Annotated in this window: 22 protein-coding genes and 1 tRNA gene; 6 read left to right on the top strand and 17 right to left on the bottom strand. The window is 60.0% G+C overall.

Going from position 1 to position 22,667, the window contains the following annotated elements:
• Nucleotides 1-86: 86 nt before the first annotated feature.
• Entirely contained in the window at nucleotides 87-1,364 is a 1,278-nt protein-coding gene (eno, locus tag K3166_RS06700) for a phosphopyruvate hydratase (RefSeq protein ID WP_221423876.1), read from the top strand.
• Here eno and K3166_RS06695 read toward each other — a convergent pair.
• Nucleotides 1,337-1,522 (bottom strand): hypothetical protein, encoded by a 186-nt coding sequence (locus K3166_RS06695; RefSeq protein ID WP_221423875.1) that lies wholly within the window; start codon nucleotides 1,520-1,522, stop codon nucleotides 1,337-1,339. The genes eno and K3166_RS06695 overlap by 28 nt on opposite strands.
• Nucleotides 1,523-1,608: 86 nt before the next feature.
• On the opposite strand from K3166_RS06695, the gene K3166_RS06690 reads away from it, so the two are divergent.
• Nucleotides 1,609-2,667: a phosphotransferase gene (locus K3166_RS06690; protein ID WP_221423874.1), complete on the top strand. Its 1,059-nt coding sequence runs from the start codon at nucleotides 1,609-1,611 to the stop codon at nucleotides 2,665-2,667.
• On the top strand, nucleotides 2,667-3,758 hold the full coding sequence (locus K3166_RS06685) for an Rv3169 family protein (protein ID WP_221423873.1): 1,092 nt from the start codon (nucleotides 2,667-2,669) through the stop codon (nucleotides 3,756-3,758). Before K3166_RS06690 ends, K3166_RS06685 begins: the two co-directional genes overlap by 1 nt.
• Here K3166_RS06685 and ribH read toward each other — a convergent pair.
• The 8 genes from ribH to K3166_RS06645 form a co-directional block, all read right to left on the bottom strand.
• On the bottom strand, nucleotides 3,755-4,177 hold the full coding sequence (ribH, locus tag K3166_RS06680) for a 6,7-dimethyl-8-ribityllumazine synthase (RefSeq protein WP_221423872.1): 423 nt from the start codon (nucleotides 4,175-4,177) through the stop codon (nucleotides 3,755-3,757). The two genes, K3166_RS06685 and ribH, sit on opposite strands and share 4 nt — an antisense overlap.
• 6 nt (nucleotides 4,178-4,183) lie before the next feature.
• Entirely contained in the window at nucleotides 4,184-5,422 is a 1,239-nt protein-coding gene (gene ribB / locus K3166_RS06675; RefSeq protein WP_247714764.1) for a 3,4-dihydroxy-2-butanone-4-phosphate synthase, read from the bottom strand.
• A gap of 107 nt (nucleotides 5,423-5,529) precedes the next feature.
• Nucleotides 5,530-5,605: transfer RNA gene (locus tag K3166_RS06670), tRNA-Lys, on the bottom strand.
• Between the two features lie 106 nt (nucleotides 5,606-5,711).
• Nucleotides 5,712-6,830, bottom strand: coding sequence for a rod shape-determining protein RodA (gene rodA, locus K3166_RS06665; RefSeq protein ID WP_221423871.1), 1,119 nt, complete (start codon nucleotides 6,828-6,830; stop codon nucleotides 5,712-5,714).
• Complete coding sequence (gene mrdA, locus K3166_RS06660; RefSeq protein ID WP_221423870.1) at nucleotides 6,827-8,959, bottom strand: penicillin-binding protein 2; 2,133 nt, start codon at nucleotides 8,957-8,959, stop codon at nucleotides 6,827-6,829. The genes rodA and mrdA overlap by 4 nt, the downstream gene beginning before the upstream one ends.
• Entirely contained in the window at nucleotides 8,959-9,510 is a 552-nt protein-coding gene (locus K3166_RS06655; RefSeq protein WP_221423869.1) for a rod shape-determining protein MreD, read from the bottom strand. Before K3166_RS06655 ends, mrdA begins: the two co-directional genes overlap by 1 nt.
• A complete protein-coding gene (gene mreC, locus K3166_RS06650; protein ID WP_221423868.1) occupies nucleotides 9,510-10,400 on the bottom strand; it encodes a rod shape-determining protein MreC in 891 nt (296 codons plus the stop codon). The genes K3166_RS06655 and mreC overlap by 1 nt, the downstream gene beginning before the upstream one ends.
• A gap of 14 nt (nucleotides 10,401-10,414) precedes the next feature.
• Nucleotides 10,415-11,458 carry a rod shape-determining protein gene (locus tag K3166_RS06645; RefSeq protein WP_221423867.1) on the bottom strand — a complete coding sequence of 348 codons (1,044 nt, stop codon included), beginning with the start codon at nucleotides 11,456-11,458 and terminating at the stop codon, nucleotides 10,415-10,417.
• A 194-nt stretch (nucleotides 11,459-11,652) separates the two neighbouring features.
• On the opposite strand from K3166_RS06645, the gene mutL reads away from it, so the two are divergent.
• Both mutL and K3166_RS06635 read left to right on the top strand, forming a co-directional pair.
• On the top strand, nucleotides 11,653-13,455 hold the full coding sequence (mutL, locus tag K3166_RS06640) for a DNA mismatch repair endonuclease MutL (RefSeq protein WP_221423866.1): 1,803 nt from the start codon (nucleotides 11,653-11,655) through the stop codon (nucleotides 13,453-13,455).
• Complete coding sequence (locus tag K3166_RS06635; RefSeq protein ID WP_221423865.1) at nucleotides 13,455-13,952, top strand: hypothetical protein; 498 nt, start codon at nucleotides 13,455-13,457, stop codon at nucleotides 13,950-13,952. Before mutL ends, K3166_RS06635 begins: the two co-directional genes overlap by 1 nt.
• 1 nt (nucleotide 13,953) lies before the next feature.
• Here the strand turns inward: K3166_RS06635 and K3166_RS06630 are convergent, their stop codons facing one another.
• The 5 genes from K3166_RS06630 to ychF are packed head-to-tail and all read right to left on the bottom strand — an operon-like array spanning nucleotide 13,954 to nucleotide 18,445.
• Nucleotides 13,954-14,412, bottom strand: coding sequence for a MaoC family dehydratase (locus K3166_RS06630; RefSeq protein WP_221423864.1), 459 nt, complete (start codon nucleotides 14,410-14,412; stop codon nucleotides 13,954-13,956).
• Nucleotides 14,413-14,427: 15 nt separating this feature from the next.
• Complete coding sequence (locus K3166_RS06625; RefSeq protein WP_221423863.1) at nucleotides 14,428-15,207, bottom strand: MauE/DoxX family redox-associated membrane protein; 780 nt, start codon at nucleotides 15,205-15,207, stop codon at nucleotides 14,428-14,430.
• Nucleotides 15,204-16,016 carry a DUF1206 domain-containing protein gene (locus K3166_RS06620; RefSeq protein WP_221423862.1) on the bottom strand — a complete coding sequence of 271 codons (813 nt, stop codon included), beginning with the start codon at nucleotides 16,014-16,016 and terminating at the stop codon, nucleotides 15,204-15,206. The genes K3166_RS06625 and K3166_RS06620 overlap by 4 nt, the downstream gene beginning before the upstream one ends.
• Nucleotides 16,017-16,065: 49 nt before the next feature.
• Entirely contained in the window at nucleotides 16,066-17,334 is a 1,269-nt protein-coding gene (locus K3166_RS06615; RefSeq protein ID WP_221423861.1) for an alkaline phosphatase family protein, read from the bottom strand.
• A 10-nt stretch (nucleotides 17,335-17,344) separates the two neighbouring features.
• Nucleotides 17,345-18,445 carry a redox-regulated ATPase YchF gene (gene ychF / locus K3166_RS06610; RefSeq protein ID WP_221423860.1) on the bottom strand — a complete coding sequence of 367 codons (1,101 nt, stop codon included), beginning with the start codon at nucleotides 18,443-18,445 and terminating at the stop codon, nucleotides 17,345-17,347.
• 100 nt (nucleotides 18,446-18,545) lie between these two features.
• Here ychF and K3166_RS06605 point away from each other — a divergent pair, with 100 nt between their 5' ends.
• The gene (locus K3166_RS06605; protein ID WP_221423859.1) at nucleotides 18,546-20,069 is read left to right on the top strand and encodes a tetratricopeptide repeat protein; all 1,524 of its coding nucleotides are present in this window, start codon (nucleotides 18,546-18,548) and stop codon (nucleotides 20,067-20,069) included.
• Nucleotides 20,070-20,147: 78 nt separating this feature from the next.
• Here the strand turns inward: K3166_RS06605 and K3166_RS06600 are convergent, their stop codons facing one another.
• The 3 genes from K3166_RS06600 to K3166_RS06590 all read right to left on the bottom strand — a co-directional run bounded on the left by K3166_RS06600 (nucleotide 20,148) and on the right by K3166_RS06590 (nucleotide 22,622).
• Nucleotides 20,148-20,867: a cistern family PEP-CTERM protein gene (locus K3166_RS06600; RefSeq protein ID WP_247714762.1), complete on the bottom strand. Its 720-nt coding sequence runs from the start codon at nucleotides 20,865-20,867 to the stop codon at nucleotides 20,148-20,150.
• 129 nt (nucleotides 20,868-20,996) lie between these two features.
• Nucleotides 20,997-21,566, bottom strand: a complete 570-nt coding sequence (pth, locus tag K3166_RS06595; protein WP_221423858.1) for an aminoacyl-tRNA hydrolase — start codon at nucleotides 21,564-21,566, stop codon at nucleotides 20,997-20,999.
• Nucleotides 21,567-21,626: 60 nt separating this feature from the next.
• A complete protein-coding gene (locus tag K3166_RS06590; RefSeq protein WP_221423857.1) occupies nucleotides 21,627-22,622 on the bottom strand; it encodes an SDR family oxidoreductase in 996 nt (331 codons plus the stop codon).
• Nucleotides 22,623-22,667 lie beyond the last annotated feature (45 nt).

Raw genomic sequence — 22,667 nt, 5'->3', positions numbered from 1 at the left:
GTTCCGGCGAATAGAGCGCTGCACGAAACCCCAACCTAGGGGTGTCTTATATCATTACAACACCCCGCCGAGGAGTTTGTTCCAAAATGACCGCCATCATCGACATCCACGCACGCGAAATTCTGGACAGCCGGGGTAACCCCACCGTCGAGGTGGATGTCTTGTTGGAAGATGGCAGTTTCGGACGTGCCGCCGTGCCTTCCGGAGCTTCCACCGGCGCACATGAAGCGGTTGAACTGCGGGACGGCGACAAGGACCGTTACCTCGGCAAAGGTGTCCTCAAGGCTGTCGATGCGACGAATGGCGAGATCAGCGATCTGCTGATCGGAAAATTCGACGCCGAGGACCAGCGCGACATCGATCTTGCGATGATCGCTCTCGACGATACCGAGAACAAGAGTAGGCTTGGCGCCAATGCCATACTGGGCACCAGCATGGCAGTGGCCAAGGCGGCGGCGAACGCGCGGGGCCTGCCGCTATATTCCTACATTGGCGGTGTTTCTGCCCACGTGCTTCCGGTCCCGATGATGAACATCATCAACGGTGGTGAGCATGCGGACAACCCGATCGACATTCAGGAATTCATGGTCATGCCCGTGGGTGCCGACAGCATCGCCGAGGCCGTGCGCTGGGGTTCGGAAATTTTTCACACTCTGAAGAAGAACCTCTCGCAAAAAGGCCTGGCAACAGCAGTCGGCGATGAAGGCGGTTTCGCGCCCGATCTAGCCAGCACACGCGATGCGCTGGACTTCATCATGGGTTCGGTAGAGCAGGCTGGCTTCACGCCGGGAGATGACGTCGTGCTCGCGCTGGATTGCGCCTCGACCGAATTTTTCAGGGACGGCAAATACATGATCTCGGGCGAGAAACTTGCGCTGTCCGGCGATGAAATGGCACAATACCTCGCCAAGCTTTGCGCGGAATACCCGATCCGCTCGATCGAAGATGGCATGGGCGAAGACGACTTCGCAGGCTGGAAAGCGCTGACCGATCTCGTGGGTGACAAGGTCCAGCTGGTGGGTGATGACCTGTTCGTTACCAATCCGCAGCGCCTGACTGACGGGATCGAGCAAGGCCTCGCCAATTCGCTGCTGGTCAAGGTCAACCAGATCGGCACGCTGTCCGAAACTCTCGATGCTGTCAGCATCGCGAACCGTGCGGGTTACACGGCTGTGATGTCACACCGTTCCGGCGAGACAGAGGACGCAACCATCGCCGATTTGGCAGTCGCGACCAACTGCGGCCAGATCAAGACCGGCTCGCTCGCCCGTTCCGACCGGCTTGCCAAGTACAACCAGCTGATCCGCATCGAGGAAGAGCTCGGCCACAGCGCGGTTTATGCCGGGCGGTCCTGCTTCGGCTGATAGGCAAGGCTGAACCGCTCGCTGGAGCGCAGTTCCTCGATGGCGTGATCTAGCCGAGCGGCAGCGCACAGGCATCCGAGCGCATCCAGGTGGACCAGGCAGTCCTCAAGCCGGGTGAGAACCTGTGCAATCTCGATATGTCGGGTGGGTGCAATCATAATAGCCACGATCTGTGCACGATCCTGATTGCCAGGTCGTGAGGCTGTGGCTAGCCTTTCATACCTAGGTGGGGAGTAATACACGCATGGACGGCATCCCGGTGCATCCGGATGAAGTTACTCCCGAATGGCTTGGCTCCATCCTTGGAGGCAAGGTCAGCAACGTGAGCTGGAAGCCCATCGGGACCGGTCAGGTCGGGGATAGCGTCCGGTTCACGCTTAAAGGCCCCGATGTCGGCACCCAGATACCTGCAACGCTTGCAGGCAAATTTCCCGCCGCCGACGAAACCAGCCGCGCCACTGCCGCGCTGTTCGGCCTCTATCGCAAGGAAGTTCGGTTCTACAAGGACGCCGCGTCCAAGCTGGATGTGCGCGCGCCGCGGGTTCACTTCGCGCAGACTTGCGATGAAGGACAGCGCTTCTGCCTGATTTTCGAAGATCTCGGACCGGCGCGCCAGGGCGACCAGATTGCCGGGTGCTCATTGGACGATGCACGAGAGGCGATCCGGCAAGCTGCGGCCATCCACGCGCCGAGCTGGGGGCGTCGCGACATATTGGAGGCTGACTGGATCCAGCCAGCGCCGGATGTAGCTGAGCGTGTCGACACAATGTATCCGCAAGCGCAGGCGATCTTCCATGACCGGTACAAGGATCTGCTCGAACCGCAGTTCATGTCGATATGCGACGAGTTCGCCGGCCTTACCGACCGGTATCACCGCTCGAACGACCAGCAGCAATGCCTGGTCCACGGCGATTTCCGGCTCGACAATATGCTGTTCGGGATTGGCGGCGGTGCCGAGCCGATTGCGATCCTCGACTGGCAAACCGTGACCAGCGGGAAGGCCATGACCGACATCGGATACTTCCTCGGCTGTGGGATCGGTCAAATGGGGCTGGATCACGAGGACGAGTTGCTTGAAATCTACCTAAACGACATGACAGCACGCGGCGTTTCCCTGACCCGCGAAGCCATTGACCATGATTACCGTGTGGGCATACTTCACGGCGTCACGACTGCAGTGTTCAGCGCGGCCTTTGTGGAGCGAACGCAGCGCGGAGACGCCAACTTCCTTTCAATGGCGAGGGGTGCCTGTGCCCTGGCCCTGAAGCATGACAGTATTGCAGCGCTAAAGGAGGCAAGTTGATGGTGCTTTCACGCGGGGACGAATATCCAATCCACCAGACGCCGGAACCGGTCGCCTATTCGGGGACCGACCGAAATTTCTACGACCGGTATTTTTTCAACGGATATGCGCCCGATGGCAGCGGATTTTTTGCGCTGGCGTTCGGCGTCTACCCGCACCTCGACGTGGTCGATGCGCATTTCAGCTTCATCAGCGGCGACACGCAGCATTGCATCCACGCCAGCGCTGAGATGGGAATGGAGCGTATGGCGATGCGCTGCGGGCCTATTTCGATCGAAGTGATCGAGCCGCTTCACGCGTTGAAAGTCACGGTGGAAGAGATCAACGGGATCTCTGCCGAATTCACGTTCACCGGACGCGCGTTCCCGATAGAGGAGCCGCGCTTCGTGCACCGGCTCGGCCCGCGAGCGTTCATGGATTACACGCGGATGACCCAGAACGGACACTATCGCGGATGGATTTCGCTGAACGGTGAACGGCACGCATTGGCGAAAGGCACTGCTGGCACACGCGACAGGAGTTGGGGCATCAGGCCGGTCGGGGCCAAAGACATGCAGCCCAATCCCGGCCATGAGTTACCCGGATTCTTCTGGCAGTGGACGCCGATCAATTTCGAAACGGGAAGTCTTTTTTTCCACGTCAATAACGACGAACATGGGGAGGCGTGGAATACCCGGGCCGCGTGGGCGCCCGACGGCGCGGATGCACGCGACATCTCAGAAGGTGTGGGCGGCATGCGCACCCGGCTTCAAGCAGGAACGCGCTGGCCTTCGGGCGGCACTCTCTCACTCGCACTGAAAGGCGCGCCGGAAGAAGTCAGCTTCGAACCGCTCGGACGTTTCCAGATGCGCGGGCTCGGCTACACGCATCCCGACTGGAACCATGGGGTGCACCACGGCCCGCTGGAGGTTCAGCGCGAAGATATCGATCTGGCAGCGCTCAATCCGCTCGCGCCGGAAAATGTGCACGTGCAGATGCCCGTCCGGGTCAGCGGTAACGATGGCCGGGAAGGCATCGGTGTATTCGAACAGCTGATCCTTGGCCCGTTTGCACCGCTCGGCCTTGAAGCATTCCTCGACGGAGCGGCTTAGCGAGCGAACCTTGCTTGCAAGTCGAGCAGGGCGAGGGCGGCCTTCGCTGCTTCGCCGCCCTTGTCCTTTTTGGACGGGTCAGCGCGCTCGAGCGCCTGTTCCTCGTTCTCGACCGTGATGATGCCGTTGCCGATGGCAATGCCGTCCATTGTCAACGCCATGATTCCGCGCGCGCTTTCTCCGGCCACGATTTCGAAGTGATAGGTTTCACCGCGAATGACGACGCCGATGGCAACGAAGCCGTCATAGCGCTCGCTGTCGGCCGCCAATGAAATCGCGCCCGGAATTTCCAGTGCGCCCGGAACGGTCAGCACGTCGACCGCGTGCCCTTCCGCTTCCATCGCAGCCTTGGCGCCTGCCACGAGCATATCGTTCAGATGGTCGTAAAAGCGTGCTTCGACGATGAGGAAATTGGCCATGTGCGATTACTCCGGGATGGGTCGATGGTCGACGATGTTGAGGCCATAGCCTTCGATCGCGATAACGTTGGGCTGTGAATTGCTCAGCAGGATCATGTCTTCAACGCCCAGATCCGCGAGGATCTGCGAGCCAATGCCGACATTGCGCTGAGCTTCGTTTTCGCCGTAGCCGCTCGCCGGCCGGCCAGTTATAATCACGATAACGCCGGAGCCATGGTCGCCAACCGCCTGCATCGCCCGTTGCAGGGTGCGCTTGCGCGGTCCGGGCTTGCCCAGCACATCGTCGAAAATCGAGATCGGGTGGACGCGGCAAAGCGTGGCTTCGCCTTCCTTCACCTCGCCTTTTTGCAGCACGTAGGCTTCGCTGTCGTCGACTGTGTTGCGATAGGTGAGCATTCTCCAGCCGCCGCCATAGTCGGAATCGAAGTGCTCTTCCGCGGTGCGCTCGACCAGGTGATCGTGACGCATCCGGTATTCGATCAGGTCACGGATCGTGCCGATCTTCATGTCATGCTTGCGCGCGAAGGTGACGAGGTCGTCGAGGCGCGACATCGTGCCGTCGTCATTCATGATTTCGCAGATGACGCCGGAAGGGTTGAGGCCGGCGAGGCGCGAAATGTCGACTGCTGCTTCCGTATGGCCTGCGCGAACCAGGACGCCGCCATCGCGGGCGGTCAGCGGGAATACATGGCCGGGGGTGACGATATCGTCCGGGCCCTTGCTGGTGTCGATGGCAACCGAGACCGTGCGCGAGCGATCGGCTGCGCTGATGCCGGTGGTTACGCCATCCTTTGCTTCGATCGAGGTGGTGAAAGCGGTTTGCATGCTTTCCCGGTTGTCGCGGCTCATCGGTTCGAGGCCGAGTGCATCGACGCGCTTCTTGTCCAGCGCAAGACAGATAAGGCCGCGGCCATGCGTCGCCATAAAGTTGATCGCGTTCGGGGTCGCCATCTGGGCCGGGATGATTAGATCGCCTTCGTTTTCGCGGTCTTCATCATCGACCAGGATAAACATCCTGCCATTGCGCGCTTCGTCGATGATCTCTTCCGCGCCAACCACGACGGGTGTTTCGTCATTGGCTTCGAGGAATGCCGAGAGTTTGCCGAGGGTTTCTGCGGTCGGGTTCCAACCGGTTTCGGCGCAATCACGCAGCGTGTTGGCATGAAGGCCTGCGGCGCGGGCGAGCCCGGCGCGCGTCATGAGGCCTTGTGAAACGAGGGTGCGAACTTTGTCGATGGTGTCCATGGCGGAGCCTCTATCACATCATAATGTGATAGCCAAGACACAGATCACACCGAAGCATGACGCGTCCTTGTAGCGAAGAAACAGACCATTCCTGGAAAGATAGGAAATGGTGGACCCTGTTGGGTTCGAACCAACGACATTCTGATTAAGAGTCAGACGCTCTACCAACTGAGCTAAGGGTCCACACTCACGTTCTACCGTGCTCCGGCCCGGTGGTTCGGGCGGCCCCCGACTCGGGGGAGGCGCTCATATAGCGGCTGTCGTTCGGATTAAAAGGCCTAATTCGCCGTCAGCTCATCAGGCCGCGTTTCGGCGCCTTGAGGTTCCATCGGTGCACCATCATCAGGATCCCGATGCAGATCATATTCGTCATCATTGAACTGCCGCCGTGACTGACGAAAGGCAGCGGGATACCAACGACTGGTGCAAGGCCCATCACCATCATCAAATTGATGGAAACGTAGAAGAAGATTGTGGCGGTCATGCCTGCGGCGAGTAGTTTGCCAAACCGCTCCGCGCTGCCATGTGATACCTTGAAACCCCATCCCAGGATCATCGCGAAGGCACCGAGAACGAACAGGCCGCCTGCGAATCCCCATTCTTCGGCCATAGTGGCAAAAACGAAGTCCGTGTGCGGTTCGGGCAAGTAATTGAGATGGCTCTGCGAACCTTCGTTGAAACCCTTGCCAAACAGTCCGCCAGAACCAATCGCAATCTTCGATTGCGTGATCTGGTAACCCTCTCCGAGCGGATCACTTTCCGGATCGAGGAAGGTGGTGACACGGTCCTGCTGGTAAGGCTGCAATGCAAAGAAGAAAGCGAGCGGAATGGCGGCAATGCCAGCCGCTATGGTGCCAACGAACCAGCGAAGCGGGAGGCCTGCAAAGAACATCACCAGCCCGCCGCCGAACGCGATCGCCAGGGAAGTGCCGAGATCAGGCTGAAGCAGGACAAACGCCATCGGCAGAGCGATGATCGCTCCGGCCGGGATCAATGCGCGCCATGTCGGCACCATGCCGACAGGAAGGGTATCGTAGAAGCGAGCCAGCGCCACGACGACCGCCGGTTTCATCAATTCCGAGGGCTGTATCCGGATTGGACCCACTTCGAGCCAGCGCTGGCTGCCGCCGCCAAGCGTTCCGACAATCTCGACTGCCATGAGGAGCAACAGAACGATGATGTAGCCGGGATAGGCGAAGAACTTCACGAGGTCCTTGGACATCCGAGAAATCACGATCGCAGCGATTAGGAAAATGCCGAACCGCACCAGATGCGATTCAGCATAACGCGAGAAATCCCCGCCCGCCGCCGATGTCAGCACAAGCGCGCCGAAGCCGATCAAGGCAAACAACGGGAACAGCATCATCCATGGCTGGCGTGCGACCGGGGCAGGGACGATACCGTTCATTCGGTGCCCGGTGTGGGGGTAGGTTCTGGAGCAGCCGGACTGGTCGCTGTTGCCTGCGGCGGCTGTGACGCTTCGCGGACTTCAGCTGCTGTTCGCGTATCGACACGGGGCTGGATGGTTTCTTCGGCGAGCTGTTCCGTCTGACGCGCTGCCACACGGGCTTCTGCCTCGACCCGGTCGAAGATATCCTCGTCGCGGGAAGGAACTGGGGGCACAGCTTCCCCATTGGCCGCTGCGTAGGCGCGATATTTCTGGTCGAGCCTTTGCTGCGCCGTTCCGCCCCATTGCTTTTCGAGCGCGCTGAGTGCCTCGATGCCTTTTGCAGGATCAAACAGATAGGTCATCACGTCGCGCGCGATTGGATAGGCCGAACCAGAACCGCCGCCATGCTCGATGACGACTGCGCCCGCATATTTCGGCTTGTCGAACGGGGCGAAGAAAATGAACAATCCGTGGTCGCGGTATTTCCAAGGCCCGGTCTTGCCGTTCGAAACGCTGAGCGAGACGACCTGAGCCGTACCGGTCTTGCCGGCCATCAGAACATCATCGATCGGGAGACGCGCGCGTCCCGCAGTGCCGGGCCCGTTGACCACGTCGCTCATGGCCTGACGGACATAGCCGATCTCTTCCGGGCTAAAATCGAAATGCTCGAACTGGGGTTTCTTGTCGGTGAGGCGCAGCCTCGGCATTACCCGGTTGCCGGTCGCAAGGCGGGCAGACATCACGGCCAATTGCAGCGGATTGGTAAGGTAGTAGCCCTGGCCAATCGACGAGTTCACCGTGTCGTAGGGCTGCCATTCACGCTCGAACTTGCGTTCTTTCCAAGCGGGGGAGGGGACGGTGCCGTAAAACTGGCTGGTGACGGGAAGATCGAACTCTTCGCCAAGGCCCATTTTCTTGGCCCATTCCGCCACTTTCGCGAAGCCGATCTGCTGGGCGAAGTGGTAGAAATAGCTGTCGCAGCTCTGGTAGATCGCCTTGGCCATATCGACCCGGCCGTGATTGCTCCAGCAATTGAAGAACCGGTTGCCGATCCGGCGGCCACCATTGCACATGATGGCTTCTTCCGGCTTCACCCCGGCATCGAGGAAGGCCATGCAATGCATTGGTTTTATGGTGGAGCCTGGCGGGTAAAGGCCCTTCAGAACCTTGTTGCGCAAGGGCACACGTTCGTCGTCGCGCAGCATGGAGTATTCCACACGGCCAATACCGGCAGAAAAGCTGTTCGGATCGAAGCTCGGCATCGAGGCCATGCACAGCAAATCGCCAGTTTCGCAGTCCATCACCACGCATGACCCGCTTTCAAGGCCGATACGCCGGGCTGCGTAGTCCTGGAGCGGACCGTCGATCGTGAGGCGGACCGGATCGCCCTGAACATCTTCGCGGGTCTCGAGATCGCGCACGATGCGCCCCGATGCGGTGACTTCAACACGCCGCGCCCCAGGTTCCCCGCGCAAATCCTGTTCGAACTGCTTCTCCAGCGCGTCCTTCCCGATCTTGTAGCCCGGAGTAATCAGGATAGGGTCGGGATTCTCTTCGTATTCTTCTGCCGAAGCGGGTCCGACATAGCCGATCAGGTGACCGACGCTGGGTCCGGTTTGATAGTACCTTGAGAAACCACGCTGCGGCACGACGCCCGGCAGATCCGGCAAGCGTACGCTGATCGCGGCAAACTGATCGTAATCGAGACCAGTAGCGATCTCGACCGGCTGAAACCCGCGCGCATCGTCGATCCGTTTCGTAATATCGGCGACCGTTGTGGCTTCGAGATCGAGTATCTTGGCAAGCGCTTCGACGGTCTTTTCGGGGTCCTTCATCCGGTCGGGAATGACATCCACGCGAAAGTCGGCTCGGTTCGAGGCAAGCGGCGCGCCATTGCGGTCCAGAATCCACCCGCGGCGCGGAGGGATTAGCGAGAGATTGACGCGGTTGCTTTCGGATTCGAGCACCCAGCGCTCGTTTTCGGCGATGGCAATATAAGCCATGCGAGCAGCAAGGATCGTCCCCAGGCCGCCCATCCCGGCAGCAATGACAAATGAACGCCGGTCGAAAGCGTTGTCGAGCGTGGTCTGGCTAACCAGGTCACGGGGCTTTCCGACCCGCCGTTTCCGACTCGAAAACATGCCCATTACAGACGCTTCCAACGCATCAGTCGCAGCCGGTCGAGCCGCGCAATGACGCGGGCGATGATGGGAAAGGCGAGAATCGAGAACAAGAGTTGCGGTATCAATGCAATTAAGGAGGGCAACGTCGGGCTCGCGCCTGAAAGAAGCCAACCGGTAATCAAGTACAAGCTTACCAGTAAACTGGCGGTGAACCAATCCTGCCAGAACCCGCGCCAGGGCCAGCGCAGTTCCACGAACTCGATCGCAAGCAGCGAAGCGGACCAGAACAGGATAGCGAACCCGAAAGGTTGCCCGCTGAAAAGGTCATCGAATAAACCCAAGGGGAAGCCAGCCCATACAGGTAGGAGGCCTGGACGAACCAAGCGCCAGCCGAGCAATGCCAGAAATCCGAGCGGCGGCACCATTGGTAGTGCTGCAGCGATGGCGAATATGGGAAGGAGCGATCCGAGCAGGATCGAAATCCAGGGAATAACATTTGCGATCAGCGGTGAATGCGAGCGGTTTATTCGGCTGCCATAGGCATCGCTGCGGGCACGCGGCTCCATCCGCTCCATCAGTCGGTCAACTCCTCTTCGATCGGAGTGGACGCGCCAAGCGCCGCCTCCGGTTCGAAGATCGGTTCGACTGCAACGAAGTCGGTAGCTGCAGGATCGCTCACGATCCGTGCGAGTCCGCCGTCATCGGCAAGTTCGGTCACAATCGCGACGGCAATCCCTGGTGGATAATAACCGCCTGCACCGGAGGTGACGAACAAATCGCCTACCTTGAGCGGGTTGATACCCAGATTGATCAGTTTGATACGCAGCAGGCTGTCGCCGCGCCCTTCGGCAAAGGCGACCACTTCATCGCCTGCGCGCCGAACAGGCAACACGCTTTCGCTATCTGTCAGCAGCAAGACGCGGGAGGAGCTGTCGCCCGTCTCGAGTATCCGGCCGACCACACCGCGGGGCGAGCGAACCGGCATACCAACCTCGATCCCGTCGTCGCTACCTGCGCCAAGATAGGCGAAGCGGCGAGTGCTCGTGGAACTGGAGCCTACCAGCCTTCCGACTGCAACGGGCTTCCGTTCCTTGTCCTGCAACTTGAGCAGGCCTTTCAACCGGACGTTTTCCTGACGCACGGCCTTGGCTTCTTCGAGCCGGATGCGCGCGAGCTCCATCTCTCGCTTGAGTTCCGCGTTCTTCGATCCGGCACGGTAATACCCGCTGACGGAATCCCAAAGTGACTTGCTGCCGGAACGAACCGTGGCAGCTGTCTCGGTCGCCGGCGTGACAGCATCTTGAGCGGCACTGCGAGGGCCACCGAAAAAGCTGGGCTGGAAGAACGACACACCAAGCAGGATCGCGCCGATAAGGGCGCCGACCCCGGCAATGATATAGCCGGTAAAAATGTTGTACTGCGCCCGCCTCGAATAGCTCGAGCGCCGTGTGCCGCTCGGCGCCATATCCTACGTCTTCCTCAAGCTGTCATCAGTACGCCGCGATAAATCGGGTCTTCCATTGCGCGGCCGGTCCCGATTGCAACGCAGGAAAGCGGATCTTCTGCGATCGTGACCGGCAGGCCAGTCTCATCGCGGAGATATTCATCCAGACCCGAGATAAGAGCGCCGCCGCCGGTCAGGACGATGCCCTGATCGACGATATCCGCTGCCAACTCAGGAGCAGTGTTTTCAAGTGCGATCCGTACGCCTTCGACAATCGCGCCGATTGGCTCGTTGAGGGCTTCGGCGAGGTGGCCCTGGTTGATCGTGATTTCTTTTGGCACGCCGTTGACGAGATCGCGGCCCTTCAGAGTGATCTGTTCGCCGATGCCATCTTCCGGAGCACGGGCGATACCGTAATCCTTCTTGATCCGTTCAGCAGTCGATTCGCCAATCAACAGATTGTGGTGTCGCCTGACATAGGAGACGATAGCCTCGTCCATCTTGTCACCGCCGGTACGGACCGATGTCGTGTAGGCGAGGCCGCGAAGCGAAAGAACGGCAACTTCCGTGGTGCCGCCGCCGATGTCGACGACCATGGAGCCAACCGGCTCGGTGACCGGCATGTCTGCGCCGATCGCCGCGGCCATCGGTTCGAGAATGAGATAAACCTGCGAAGCACCGGCGTTGCTGGCCGCATCACGGATCGCGCGGCGTTCTACGCTGGTCGAGCCGGACGGCACACAGATGGTGATTTCGGGATAACGCATCAGGCTCTTGCGGCCGTTCACCTTGCGGATGAAGTGCTTGATCATTTCTTCGGCCACGTCGAGGTCGGCAATCACACCGTCACGAAGCGGGCGAATGGCTTCGATCGAGTCGGGTGTCTTGCCCATCATCATCTTGGCATCGTCACCAACTGCCTTGACCCGCTTCATGCCATTGATGGTCTCAAGCGCCACGACGCTCGGCTCGTTAAGAACGATGCCCTGATCTTGCACATAAACCAGCGTATTGGCGGTACCGAGGTCGATAGCCATGTTCTGAACGCCGAATTTGAAGATGTTATTCCAGATACCCATTGTAGCGCAATTTTCCGTGTGTTCGTGACGAGGCGAGAGGCGATGAAACCCGTTCTCACCTTGTCCGGGGGGATTGGTGGCCGTGCCTTAGCGATATTACGCACCGAATGCCAAAAATATCCGAGTCTTCGACGGGGATTATAAACACGCACCGTCTCGGTTTTCCGGCATTTCATCGCTAGACTGCGATTTGCATGCCAATCATTCGCCGCCTACCCGACAATCTGGTCAATCGTATCGCTGCTGGTGAGGTCGTTGAACGTCCTTCGTCGGCGCTCAAGGAACTGGTCGAAAACGCCATCGATGCGGATGCATCTCGCATCGCGGTAAAGCTGGTCGAGGGCGGCCTGACGAGTCTCGAGGTGACCGATGACGGCTGCGGAATGACACCCGACGAAATGGCGCTGGCGCTTGAACGTCATGCGACATCGAAACTTCCCGATGAAGCTATCGAACAGGTCGCGACACTTGGTTTTCGCGGCGAGGCTTTGCCCAGTATCGCAAGCGTCGCGCGCTTCACCATGGAAAGCCGCGCGCACGGTGCGGAGCAAGGCTGGAAGCGCATCGTCGATCACGGCCAGCTCCTCTCGGAAGGCCCCGCGGCACTTCCGCCCGGTACCCGCGTCCGAGTCGAAAACCTGTTCGCGAAAATCCCTGCCCGGCGCAAGTTCCTGCGCACCGCGCGCAGTGAATACGCTGCATGTCTCGACGTGGTGAAACGCTTGGCGATGGCGCGCCCTGACGTGGCCATGACGCTGGATCATGGCGAACGGCGCATCCTTGGCCTTCAAGGTGAAGAAGGGCTCGTGAACCGGGTCGCTCAGGTGGTCGCGCGCGAATTGAAGGACAACGGTGTCCCGATCGATCTGGAGCGCGGGACAATGCGGCTGACCGGGATCGCCGGATTGCCGACCTACAACCGCGGAATTGCCGACCATCAATATCTGTTCGTGAACGGGAGGCCAGTCAAAGACCGCCTGCTGACCGGCGCTGTGCGCGGTGCCTATGCGGATATGCTGGCGCGCGATCGCCATGCAGTACTCGCGCTGTTCCTCGACCTTCCGCCGGAAGAAGTCGACGTGAACGTCCATCCCGCCAAGACAGAAGTGCGCTTTCGCGATTCCCAGGCGGTTCGCGGATTCATCGTTTCCGGCCTGCGGCAGGCGTTGTCCATCGGCGACAAGCGCAGCGCGCAATCGCCCGATGCGGGTGCCATGTCGCGCTGGCAGGCAGAGCCGGTACGCGGCGAGCCATCGCCGGCACTGCGGTCCATCTTTGAAGGCAGGGACTGGTCATCACCGGCCCAGGGCGTAGCCGATGCCGGACAGGCCTGGCGCGGACCTGATGCAGGCGTAATGGCAGAACCGCGCGGCCGCGCCGAGGAAGCTGCCCCGGCTTCCGCTTACGATCAGGATTATCCCCTTGGTATCGCTCGGGGACAGGTCGCCAACACCTACATTGTCGCCGAAGCCAAGGACGGGCTGGTACTCGTCGACCAGCACGCAGCGCACGAGCGCCTCGTCCTCGAACGGCTGCGCAGTGCCGGAGCAGAAGAGGCGGTCGCCCGCAGCCAGGCGCTGCTCATTCCAGAAGTAGTGGAGATGGACGAGACATCCTGCGACCGCCTGGAAGGTGCCGCGGATGCCTTGGCCAAACATGGGCTGGCGATTGAGCGATTCGGACCATCGGCCATTCTTGTGCGGAGCCTTCCGCACGCGATTGCGCGCACTGATCCCGAGAAACTGCTGCGCGATATCGACGACGACCTCGCGCTCAATGGTGAGGCGTTGTTGCTGGGCGAGAAGCTCGATCTCGTGCTGGCGACGATGGCGTGCCACGGTTCGGTGAGGGCAGGGCGGACATTGCGGGTCGACGAGATGAATTCGCTCCTGCGCGAAATGGAGCGCACGCCTCGGTCGGGCCAGTGCAACCATGGCCGCCCGACATGGGTCAAGCTGTCGATGGAAGATGTCGAAAAATTGTTCGGGAGGCATTGATGCGGCGATTGGCTCTTTTCCTCGTGGCAGGTCTTGCGGCTTGCGGTCCGACACCTGAAGAGAAAGCTGCGGCTGATGCGCGCGATGTCGCCGAAGTCGAGGCGCATCAATCCCCTCCGCCTGATAAGTTCGTTCCGGAGCCAATAAGTTTTGCCGATGTCGAGGCGGCGGATATGTTTGGGGCAGGATGCAGCGTCCTTCCGAAAACGGAAAGTGCCGACGGCATCGCGATAGCCGTGGCGCAGGCGGATGCGGCCTATTTCAAGCGCAAGGGCGAGCTGGTCCGGCTAAGCGCGGATGCGGGCAGCAAGGAGCTCCCGTATCTCGCTCGCACTCACTACGACGGGCTGGAATATTCGATGACGCTTGAACTGGATGAGGACGCAGGGGTTCAATCGGGCGATGAGACCGTGGATTATCCCTCGGTCCTGACCATCAAGGACGCCGCGGATCGAGCGATCTTCACGGACCGCGGGACCACGCAATGCGGCGCGTAAGCTAGTCTGAACCACCCGGTTCGCGCGTGGAAATCAAACCGTTGGAGACCATTTCCAGAACGACTTCATCGTTCTGGTTGTAGGTGCGGATACTGCTCTTGAAGATGCCCATTTCGGGCCGCGACGCGCTCCGCCGTTTTTCGATGATTTCGGTTTCGCAGCGGAGAGTGTCGCCGGGATAGACCGGCTTTTTCCAGCGCAACTGGTCCACCCCCGGCGATCCGAGACCCGCAGATTTCTCGCTGCGCATGTTCTCCACCATCATCGCCATGGTCATCGAACAAGTATGCCATCCACTGGCCGAAAGACGCCCGAAGTGCGTTGCGGCCGCAGCGTCATCGTCGAGGTGGAAGGGTTGCGGATCGTATTTTCTTGCGAAGTCCATCACCTCTTCGCGGGTGACCTCGTAATGTCCGAAACTGCGGGCATCGCCCACTGCGATATCTTCGTAATATTTCATCTTAAACCGTCTGGATCAGAGTGCGGGCCGAAGCAACATCCAAAGACCCATCCCAATCATCGCGAGATTTTCGGATAGGGACACGAAGCCGAGCGGGACGTTGCTGCTGCCGCCGACACAGGCGCATTTGATCTCGCGCTCCTGGATATAGACTGCGTAAAACACGCTGACCGCGCCAATCGTGCCGATGGTAAGGGCTATGGGCACCGAGACTGCCGGGAAGATGCGCCCGGCCATCAGGATGGCCGTCAGTGCTTCCAGAAACGGGTAGGCATAGGCGTAGGGCACGAACCGGCGGCCCAGCAGGTCATAGCCGACGAACATCGTCGAAAACTGCTCGACATCCTGCAGCTTGAGCATGGCCAGCATCGCCATCGAGAAGGCGATAAACCACTCTGCGGCGCGCACGGTGATCGGGGTATCGTATACGAACGTGCTGAGCGACAATGCCAGGCCAGCCGCGACTGCGAACACCGCAATGACGGGCTGGTAACTGGTTGCGCCCTTGTCTTTGACCTTTCGATCGAAATGCTTGCGCAAAGCTTCATGACCGCCAATCCGCACGCCGTCGATGAATGTCTGGGGCGTGGTCGCGACCCCGTGCTGTTCCTTGAATGCGTCGGTTTCCTCACGCGTGGTCAGGTGGTGGTCTTCAACCTTGTAGCCTTCGCTTTCGAGGAGGTATTTCGATTTGATGCCGTATGGACAGACGTGCTTGTCCATTACCATGCGATAAAGGCGGGCGGTCTTTCGACCACCCGCCTCTTTGTCTAGCGTTTCCAATTGTTCGCTCATGCGCGGAAGCTGGGGACCCCGGCACTGGAATCAAGTTCCGGGATGATCCGGTAACGTGCCAGGATCAGGCTGAAGAGACCGAACAGCATCAAGCCGATTGCAGTAAGCGTAAAGATGAACCCTTCACCTGCCAGGCTAGATACTGCGTCACCCAGAGTTTTGATCTGGTCTGCACCGCCTGACATAAAGCCTGCCTGGAACAGCGACCAGCCGATCACGATGTAAACCACGGCGCGAGCGAGGAAGCCTGCGCCCCCGAGCCAGCGCGTAAAGTCGGGTGCCTGCCCGCTGATGCGGTTCATGAAACTGCCAGTGAGGCCCTTTTTCGCCTGATGGAACGCTGCGATAAACAGCGCGATACCGAGCAGGCCGAGAACGACACCGCCGAACTCAAACGAAAGAACACCCGAGGCAGCTTCCTGAGCACCGCTGCCGCCCGACCCGCCATCACCTGAGCCTTCGCTGCTGGCAAACTTGTAAGCGGAATAAGCAAGCGCAAGGTGGGCGATGCCGCTACCGGCATGGCCAATGCGCTTGCCCCAGCCTTTGGCATCGGAGCCATTGTTTTCGATGTCGAACAACAGCGAGCAGAACCGGAACAGCGCATAGGCCAGAAGGCCGACGACCATGATCCAGAGAATGAACGTACCGGCGGGATACTCTTCGATTGCCTTGAAGATACCATTGGTGCCTTCTGCGATCTTGCTTGCGCTCGTCAGGGCGATGAGCCCGAGGACGAAATAGAGGATGGCACGGCTAAAGTAGCCGATGCGGACCAGCCAATTGAACTTCTCGGATTTGTCGACCATTCACTTACTCCCTGTTTCCCAGCCTAACGGCATGGCAGGGCAAGTGTTCCTACCGCGGTGCTCGCAAGGCGCCTTTTACATCCTCCAGCGAACCGTCGGCGCGCTGTTTCTGCGGCAGACCGATCAGTTCGCGCAGCAGCGGTGCGATCGCCACATTCTGAAACGCCGGAATGCCCTTGCCGCTGGCGAAGGCGGGACCGTTGGCAATGAACAATGCCGCCATTTCAGGTGCAAACGGGTCAAAGCCGTGATTGCCGCCGGTCCAATCGCCCGAAGGTGCGGACCGAGTAACCGTCCAGCCGGTTTCTGGCAGACAAAAATACGGCGGGATGCGGTCATGCGTACCATATTGGAAGCGCGCAGGGATATCGCTCTTGGGCCAGCATTCCATCCTCGCGTGATCGGCCAGAATGGCGGCTTCGAATGCGGCTTCGTTGCCTTGAGTGGCTTCGAAAGTCGCATAAGCGCCAGATTCGACAAGCCGGTAGAGCGAGGGATCGACGATCTGATCGAGTACGATAACTCGCTCCGACGATGTTGGCGCCATGCCGTGGTCGGAGACGATAACCAGATTGGCCGTTTGTCCCAGCTCGTTGAGGCCAGAGATAAGCGCGCCGATATGCCCATCAATGTCTTTCAGGCCTGCGTTTACCTCGCCGCTGCCAGGGCCGCCGTCATGCCCAGCCGTATCGACTGTGTCGAAGTAGAGCGTGACAAATTCAGGGCGGATGTCCTCGGGCCGGCGCAGCCAGTCCAGCACGCTGTTCACGCGCTGCGTATTGGAGACCTGCATCGAGAATTGCTGCCAGTCACTTGGCAAGACGCCGTCCGATACCGGACCTCTGCGCTGCGAGGTGCCGCCCCAGGGGACTGCCGATCCCGGCCAGAACATCGCCGCCGTCCGGATCCCGGCTTCTTCGGCCTCGACCCAGATCGGGCGGGCATCGTTCCACCAGAACGGATCCACGCTAGCCATGGTAAAGGGTTCATCGGGACGGGTGCGATCCTCCATCCTGTTTGCGATGATCCCGTGATGGTCGGGCACGAGGCCCGTCACCAGCGTCCAGTGATTGGGAAATGTCTTTGTGGGGAAGGACGGTCGCATCGCCGCAGTCACACCGCCGGATGCAAGCTGCGAAAGATTCGGAGTAAGGCCCCGGTCCAGATAATCAGGATGGAAACCGTCGATTGAGACAAGGATCGTCACAGGCTCCCGCACCGAGACCGGCGCGGCGGCCATCGGCGGAGAGGAAACCGAAGTGCATCCGCCCGCAAACGCTGCGAACGTAAGGGCGAGGGCGGACAACACAGGTTTCATTGGGCAGTTCTCAGACGTTGAATTTGAACATCATGACGTCGCCGTCCTGGACAAGATACTCCTTGCCTTCCTGGCGTAGCTTTCCAGCTTCGCGGGCTCCGCTTTCGCCTTTCAGCGCGACAAAATCATCATAGGCGATGGTCTCGGCGCGGATGAAGCCCTTCTCGAAATCGGTGTGAATTTCCCCGGCGGCCTGGGGCGCCTTGGCACCTTCCGGGAACGTCCAGGCACGGGCCTCCTTGGGGCCGGCGGTAAAGAAGGTGTTGAGCCCGAGCAGCTTGTACCCGGCCTTGATGACCCGGCTCAGGCCGCTTTCTTCAAGACCCAGTTCGGCCAGATATTCGGCGCGATCTTCCGGGTCCATTGCCACGATCTCGCTCTCGATAGCAGCGCTGACGACGACGGCTTGCGCGCCTTCGCGTTCCGCTTTCTCGAAAACCATGGCCGACAAATCGTTACCGGTTGCCGCGTCTTCTTCACCGACATTGCAAACATAAAGAACCGGCTTCGCCGTCAGCAGCTGCGCCTGTGCAAAAACCCGCGCTTCTTCTTCGTCCTTGGGCTCGGTCAAGCGGGCCGGTTTACCTTCGCGCAGCAAGGCAAGCGCCTGTCCCAGCACACTGGCGATAAGCTTCGCTTCCTTGTCCCCCGCCGTGGCGCGTTTCTCAGCGTTGGGAACGCGCTTTTCGAGGCTTTCCAGATCGGACAGCATCAATTCGGTTTCCACCACTTCGGCATCGGTCAAAGGATCGACCTTGTTGGCGACATGCTGGATATCGTCATCCTCAAAGCAGCGCAGGACGTGGACGATTGCATCGACCTCGCGAATATTGCCGAGGAACTGGTTCCCCAGGCCTTCGCCCTGGCTTGCGCCCTTAACCAGGCCCGCAATGTCTACGAAGGCGAGCTGGGTCGGAACGACCTTTGCCGACCCTGCGATCGAAGCGATTTGTTCAAGCCGCTCATCCGGCACGGATACCTGGCCGACGTTCGGCTCGATCGTGCAGAATGGATAGTTGGCCGCCTGAGCAGCCTGTGTCTCGGTCAATGCATTGAAAAGGGTGGACTTGCCGACATTGGGCAGGCCGACGATCCCGCAACGGAAACCCATCGAAAACTCCGGAAATAGTGATATGCGGATGCCCTTAGCCGCGAGCTGTGATCATTGCCAGCTTCACGAACGCTTTAACATTACCTGCTAGGCATTCGGCATGAATAGAACGACTACCTTTTTCTCGGCCGTGGCCATCGCTGGCGCCCTCGCTGCGTGCTCTCCCGATCCGGAAAGCAGCTTTGCTCGCGGGCAGGACGCTTTCGAACAGCATGATTTTCGCGCCGCGCGCGTGGCCCTGATCGCGGGCCTTCGCGAAATGCCCGGCAATGCCGAAATGCGCAGCCTGCTGGCGCGCACCCAGATCGCGTTGGGAGATGGGGAGGGGGCTATTACCACCCTCGATGCATTGAGCAGCGATCAGAGAAAGGAACCGCAAATTGCGGCCCTGATCGGTGAAGCCGAGGTGCTTCGCGCCAAATACGATGAAGCGATGGCAGCAGTCGGCGGTGTGGAAACCGCCTCGGCGGACCGTGTCAGGGCCTTGGCGTTACTAGGCCAGAACAAGATCGAAGAAGCTGCCGAAGCTTTTGCCTCCGGTGCCGAGCGCGAAGAGGCAGACGCCAGACTATTGGCATCCTACTCACGGTTCGAACTGGCCCGGGGCGATATCGCGAAAGCAAGGACGCTGGCCGACAAGTCGGTCGCGACAGATCCCGATTCGATTGATGGCTTGCTTGCCCAGGCGCTTGTTGCCCGGCGGCAAAACCGTCTTCCCGATGCGCTTGCGGCCTATGACGCTGCGCTGAAACGCCATTCGGCCAATTTCGAAGCACGGCTTTCCAAGGCCCAATTGCTTGTGGCGATGGAACGCTATTCCGACGCTAATTCCCTTGTGGGCAGTCTGCTGAAGGAAGCTCCGGAAAATGGTGATATCGCTGTTCTGCGCGCGGAGATCGCCGGTAGCGAAGGGAAGTGGAAAGAGGTCCGCGCCATTCTCCAGCCTTTCGAAGGAGAGATGCGCCAGATCCCGAAGATGAGGCTCGTCTACGGCGAGGCACTGCTGGAGCTGGGTAATACCGCGCAGGCCATCGGGCTGCTGGAGCCGATGCTGCGAGCCAACTCCGGCGCCCGCGACTTGCGGTTGCTGGTCGCGCGGACACAGCTTGCATCGGGCCAGGCGCAAGACGCGCTCGACACTATTGAACTGGTGGCCATCCGTCCCGATGCCAAGCCGGAGGAACTGGAATTCGCAGCGAAAGCCGCAAAGGCGATCGGAAGCGCGAAAGCGGCTGAATTTGCCCGCCGCGCGAGTGAGGTGACGCCCGAATGGGTCGGCGGCGAACTGGCGAAGGCCGACCGCGCCATGCGCAACCGCCAATGGGAAAGCGCGGAAGCCAGTTACGAGGCAATCCTCGACCGCAGCGGATCGCGCAATGCGATGGTGCTCAACAATCTGGCATATGCAAAATCGCAGCTGGGCAAGACAGACGCCGCGCTCGCGATGGCGCTGGAAGCCTCGAAGCTCGAGCCGGACAATGCTTCGATCCTCGATACCGCGGGTTGGTTGCTGGTCCAGACGGGATCGCGCAAGCGGGGCATGGAAATGCTGTCTAAGGCGGCAGCGCTGGACCCGGACAATGCCGCAATCGCAGGCCGGTTGGAGCGGGCGAAACAGTCCTGATCAGGCCGCCGAAATGAAAAACGGCGCGCAATCCGAAGAGTGCGCGCCGTTCATCCCCCCAGAGAAGTAGAGGAACTATCAGGAGTAAGCGATGCGTCCTGCAAGCGGCTTAACCGCGCGGCGGCGGCGTGTGCCTGCGAAGATCATCAGGGCTGCGAGGCCGAAGAGGATCATCATGTTCGGTTCGGGAACTTCATTGCCCGAGCTGGTGCTGGTCGAAACCTGGCTGCCGCTGGCCGAAGTGATGTCGCCTGCGCCAGTCACCGACTGGTAGCGGACGAAGAAATCGTCGAGCGTCAGGCTGCTGAGCGCACTGTCGAACGAAAGCGAAAGCGTGCCGGTTCCGGTGTCACCGCCGTAAACGCCGCCGCGGTTACCTGCACACGAGCCGGTGTTGGCTGCCTGGAAACACACATCGACGGTGCCGATCTGGTTCGGGTAATTGCTGTCGATATTCGTGAAGTTATAGGTGCCGGTGCTGGTCGCGCCGCTAATGTCGGGATCGGTGTTGAACGCGAAGCTGGAAACCCGCGCATCTACGCCGCCGTCAGTATCTGACGTGTTGGTCATCGAATATGCAAAATTGTAAACGTCGCCTACGATCGAGGTCAGCGTCAGCGTAAGCTGAGCGCCGAGCCCGTCCACGATGACGTTGCCATCAACAAAGCCGTTGAAATCAATAGTGAAGCTTTCGCCGACATTCGTATCACTCAGCAAGATAGGGTCTGCTGCAGCCGGAGCTGCAAACAGCAGACTGAAGCCAGCTGCTACTGACGTGATTAGACCGCGCATATTCATTAATTCGCCCCCAGAACGGTAAACGCTGCTTTATCCAAGTCCAATTACCATGTCATCCGGGTTTTGAATGTCGAACCACCTTTTTACATGTGTCTCAAAGGGGAACAGGTTTGGACAAAGTTTTCTCGATCAGTCCTGCATCCGCAGCGCGATCTCGCTCATGAAGCGGGCGTCGTTGTTCTCTGCGAGCCAGTGTGCTTCTGCCGAGATTGCTCCGAGCATTGCAGCAAGGTCATCCATTTCGGATTTTGCATAGTTTCCAAGCACATGGCCCGTCACGCGGTCCTTGCTGCCGGGATGCCCGATGCCGATCCGTACGCGGCGGAAATCAGGTCCGAGATGCTGGTTGATCGAACGCAGGCCATTGTGGCCCGCCAGCCCGCCGCCCCGGCGCACCTTGATCTTGAACGGTGCCAGGTCGAGTTCGTCATGAAAAACAGTCAGGTCTTCGATGCCGAGCTTGTAGAAATGCATGGCTTCGGCAACAGCGCGCCCGCTTTCATTCATGAAAGTAGCCGGCTTGAGCAGCAGGATTTTCTCGTTCCCGATGCGGCCTTCCTGGACCCAGCCGGAGAATTTCTTCTGCACCGGGCCGAACCCGTGCATCTCGGCAATCACATCGCATACGATGAAGCCGATGTTGTGCCGGTGCATCGCGTATTGCGGTCCCGGGTTTCCTAGGCCTGTCCAGATCTGCATGGGCGAGGGCAATAGAGCCTGCGCCGCGAAGGGCAAGTCACGGCGTCACAAGTCGCGACGTCAGTCGTGGACCGCGCGAACCAGAGGGCCAAGAGCTGGCGAGCCGCCAAGCCAATCAACCTGCGTCTTCGCGCTGACTTCGTTGATCCTGGCCTGCGGAATGCTGCCGCCGCTCACGGCAAGGCGCACAGGCCGCGTTCCCTGCGGCATGGCAAGGACGCGGGCCATTGCGCGGGGAATGTCCATCGGGTCGGCGCTCCTACCCGAGCCGTCCTCTTCACCCATGCGCTCGACCGCCTGAGGATACCCACCGAGATGCTTGTCATCGGCGCGGTTCTTAAGGTCGCGGGAATAGGCGTTCCTATTGACCCAAACCTTTGTGGGATATCCGCCGGGCTCGATCACGGTAACTTCGATATTGTGCGGCACCAGTTCATAGGCGAGCTGCTCGCCCATCGCTTCGACTGCGAACTTCGTCGCGGAATAGTGACCTGCAAACGGCACAATCACCCGGCCAAGCTGGCTCGAAATGCTGAAGATGTGGCCGCTTTTGCGCGCCCTCATTGCAGGCAGCACAGCCCGGACGAGACGGTGATATCCGAACACGTTAGTATCGAAGGCAAGCCTGGTTGCTTCCATGTCCTGTACTTCGACGGGGCCGGTTATCCCGATCCCGGCATTATTGACGAGCACGTCCAGCGCACCGCCTGCAATCCGCTCCGCCTCGGCGACAGCCCGCGTCACCTGCCCATCATCGAGGACATCAAGCTCGATTACATGGATGTCGAGATTCCGGTCCTTGGCAATCCGGATGAGCTCGTCAGCTTCCGGGCGCGGCAGGTTGCGCATCGTGGCGAAAACCTTGGCGCCCAGCTCGGCAAAATGAACCGCGCTGAGTTGGCCGAAGCCGCTCGAACAACCGGTAATCAGGATAGCCTTGCCGCTCAGGTCGGGCATTGCGCCCACCGTATCGCCTTGCGCTCTCGCGGCTGCGGCGGCCAGTGCGCCGGTTGCAGCGACTCCGGCAAGCAAGGTTCGGCGATCAATGGCGGGCATGGCAAGTCTCCTCTGGTTGAGGAAAGCATTACCGCATCACCGCCG

Origin of the sequence: Qipengyuania psychrotolerans, assembly GCF_019711355.1 — a bacterium.
GTDB lineage: Bacteria > Pseudomonadota > Alphaproteobacteria > Sphingomonadales > Sphingomonadaceae > Qipengyuania > Qipengyuania psychrotolerans.
The sequence above is the reverse complement of the archived record's forward strand: the minus strand, read 5'-3'. Positions and strand labels throughout refer to the sequence as shown.

What these genes read in the sequence shown, in the direction of transcription:
- rodA (WP_221423871.1), bottom strand. Translation starts at nt 6,830, where the DNA reads ATGAACGGTATCGTCCCTGCCCCGGTCGCACGCCAGCCATGGATGATG.
- K3166_RS06685 (WP_221423873.1), top strand. Translation starts at nt 2,667, where the DNA reads ATGGTGCTTTCACGCGGGGACGAATATCCAATCCACCAGACGCCGGAA.
- K3166_RS06645 (WP_221423867.1), bottom strand. Translation starts at nt 11,458, where the DNA reads ATGGGTATCTGGAATAACATCTTCAAATTCGGCGTTCAGAACATGGCT.
- K3166_RS06690 (WP_221423874.1), top strand. Translation starts at nt 1,609, where the DNA reads ATGGACGGCATCCCGGTGCATCCGGATGAAGTTACTCCCGAATGGCTT.
- K3166_RS06590 (WP_221423857.1), bottom strand. Translation starts at nt 22,622, where the DNA reads ATGCCCGCCATTGATCGCCGAACCTTGCTTGCCGGAGTCGCTGCAACC.
- ychF (WP_221423860.1), bottom strand. Translation starts at nt 18,445, where the DNA reads ATGGGTTTCCGTTGCGGGATCGTCGGCCTGCCCAATGTCGGCAAGTCC.
- pth (WP_221423858.1), bottom strand. Translation starts at nt 21,566, where the DNA reads ATGCAGATCTGGACAGGCCTAGGAAACCCGGGACCGCAATACGCGATG.
- ribB (WP_247714764.1), bottom strand. Translation starts at nt 5,422, where the DNA reads ATGGACACCATCGACAAAGTTCGCACCCTCGTTTCACAAGGCCTCATG.
- mreC (WP_221423868.1), bottom strand. Translation starts at nt 10,400, where the DNA reads ATGGCGCCGAGCGGCACACGGCGCTCGAGCTATTCGAGGCGGGCGCAG.
- K3166_RS06620 (WP_221423862.1), bottom strand. Translation starts at nt 16,016, where the DNA reads ATGGTCGACAAATCCGAGAAGTTCAATTGGCTGGTCCGCATCGGCTAC.
- eno (WP_221423876.1), top strand. Translation starts at nt 87, where the DNA reads ATGACCGCCATCATCGACATCCACGCACGCGAAATTCTGGACAGCCGG.
- K3166_RS06605 (WP_221423859.1), top strand. Translation starts at nt 18,546, where the DNA reads ATGAATAGAACGACTACCTTTTTCTCGGCCGTGGCCATCGCTGGCGCC.
- K3166_RS06635 (WP_221423865.1), top strand. Translation starts at nt 13,455, where the DNA reads ATGCGGCGATTGGCTCTTTTCCTCGTGGCAGGTCTTGCGGCTTGCGGT.
- K3166_RS06655 (WP_221423869.1), bottom strand. Translation starts at nt 9,510, where the DNA reads ATGGAGCGGATGGAGCCGCGTGCCCGCAGCGATGCCTATGGCAGCCGA.
- mrdA (WP_221423870.1), bottom strand. Translation starts at nt 8,959, where the DNA reads ATGGGCATGTTTTCGAGTCGGAAACGGCGGGTCGGAAAGCCCCGTGAC.
- K3166_RS06630 (WP_221423864.1), bottom strand. Translation starts at nt 14,412, where the DNA reads ATGAAATATTACGAAGATATCGCAGTGGGCGATGCCCGCAGTTTCGGA.
- ribH (WP_221423872.1), bottom strand. Translation starts at nt 4,177, where the DNA reads ATGGCCAATTTCCTCATCGTCGAAGCACGCTTTTACGACCATCTGAAC.
- K3166_RS06600 (WP_247714762.1), bottom strand. Translation starts at nt 20,867, where the DNA reads ATGAATATGCGCGGTCTAATCACGTCAGTAGCAGCTGGCTTCAGTCTG.
- mutL (WP_221423866.1), top strand. Translation starts at nt 11,653, where the DNA reads ATGCCAATCATTCGCCGCCTACCCGACAATCTGGTCAATCGTATCGCT.
- K3166_RS06695 (WP_221423875.1), bottom strand. Translation starts at nt 1,522, where the DNA reads ATGATTGCACCCACCCGACATATCGAGATTGCACAGGTTCTCACCCGG.
- K3166_RS06625 (WP_221423863.1), bottom strand. Translation starts at nt 15,207, where the DNA reads ATGAGCGAACAATTGGAAACGCTAGACAAAGAGGCGGGTGGTCGAAAG.
- K3166_RS06615 (WP_221423861.1), bottom strand. Translation starts at nt 17,334, where the DNA reads ATGAAACCTGTGTTGTCCGCCCTCGCCCTTACGTTCGCAGCGTTTGCG.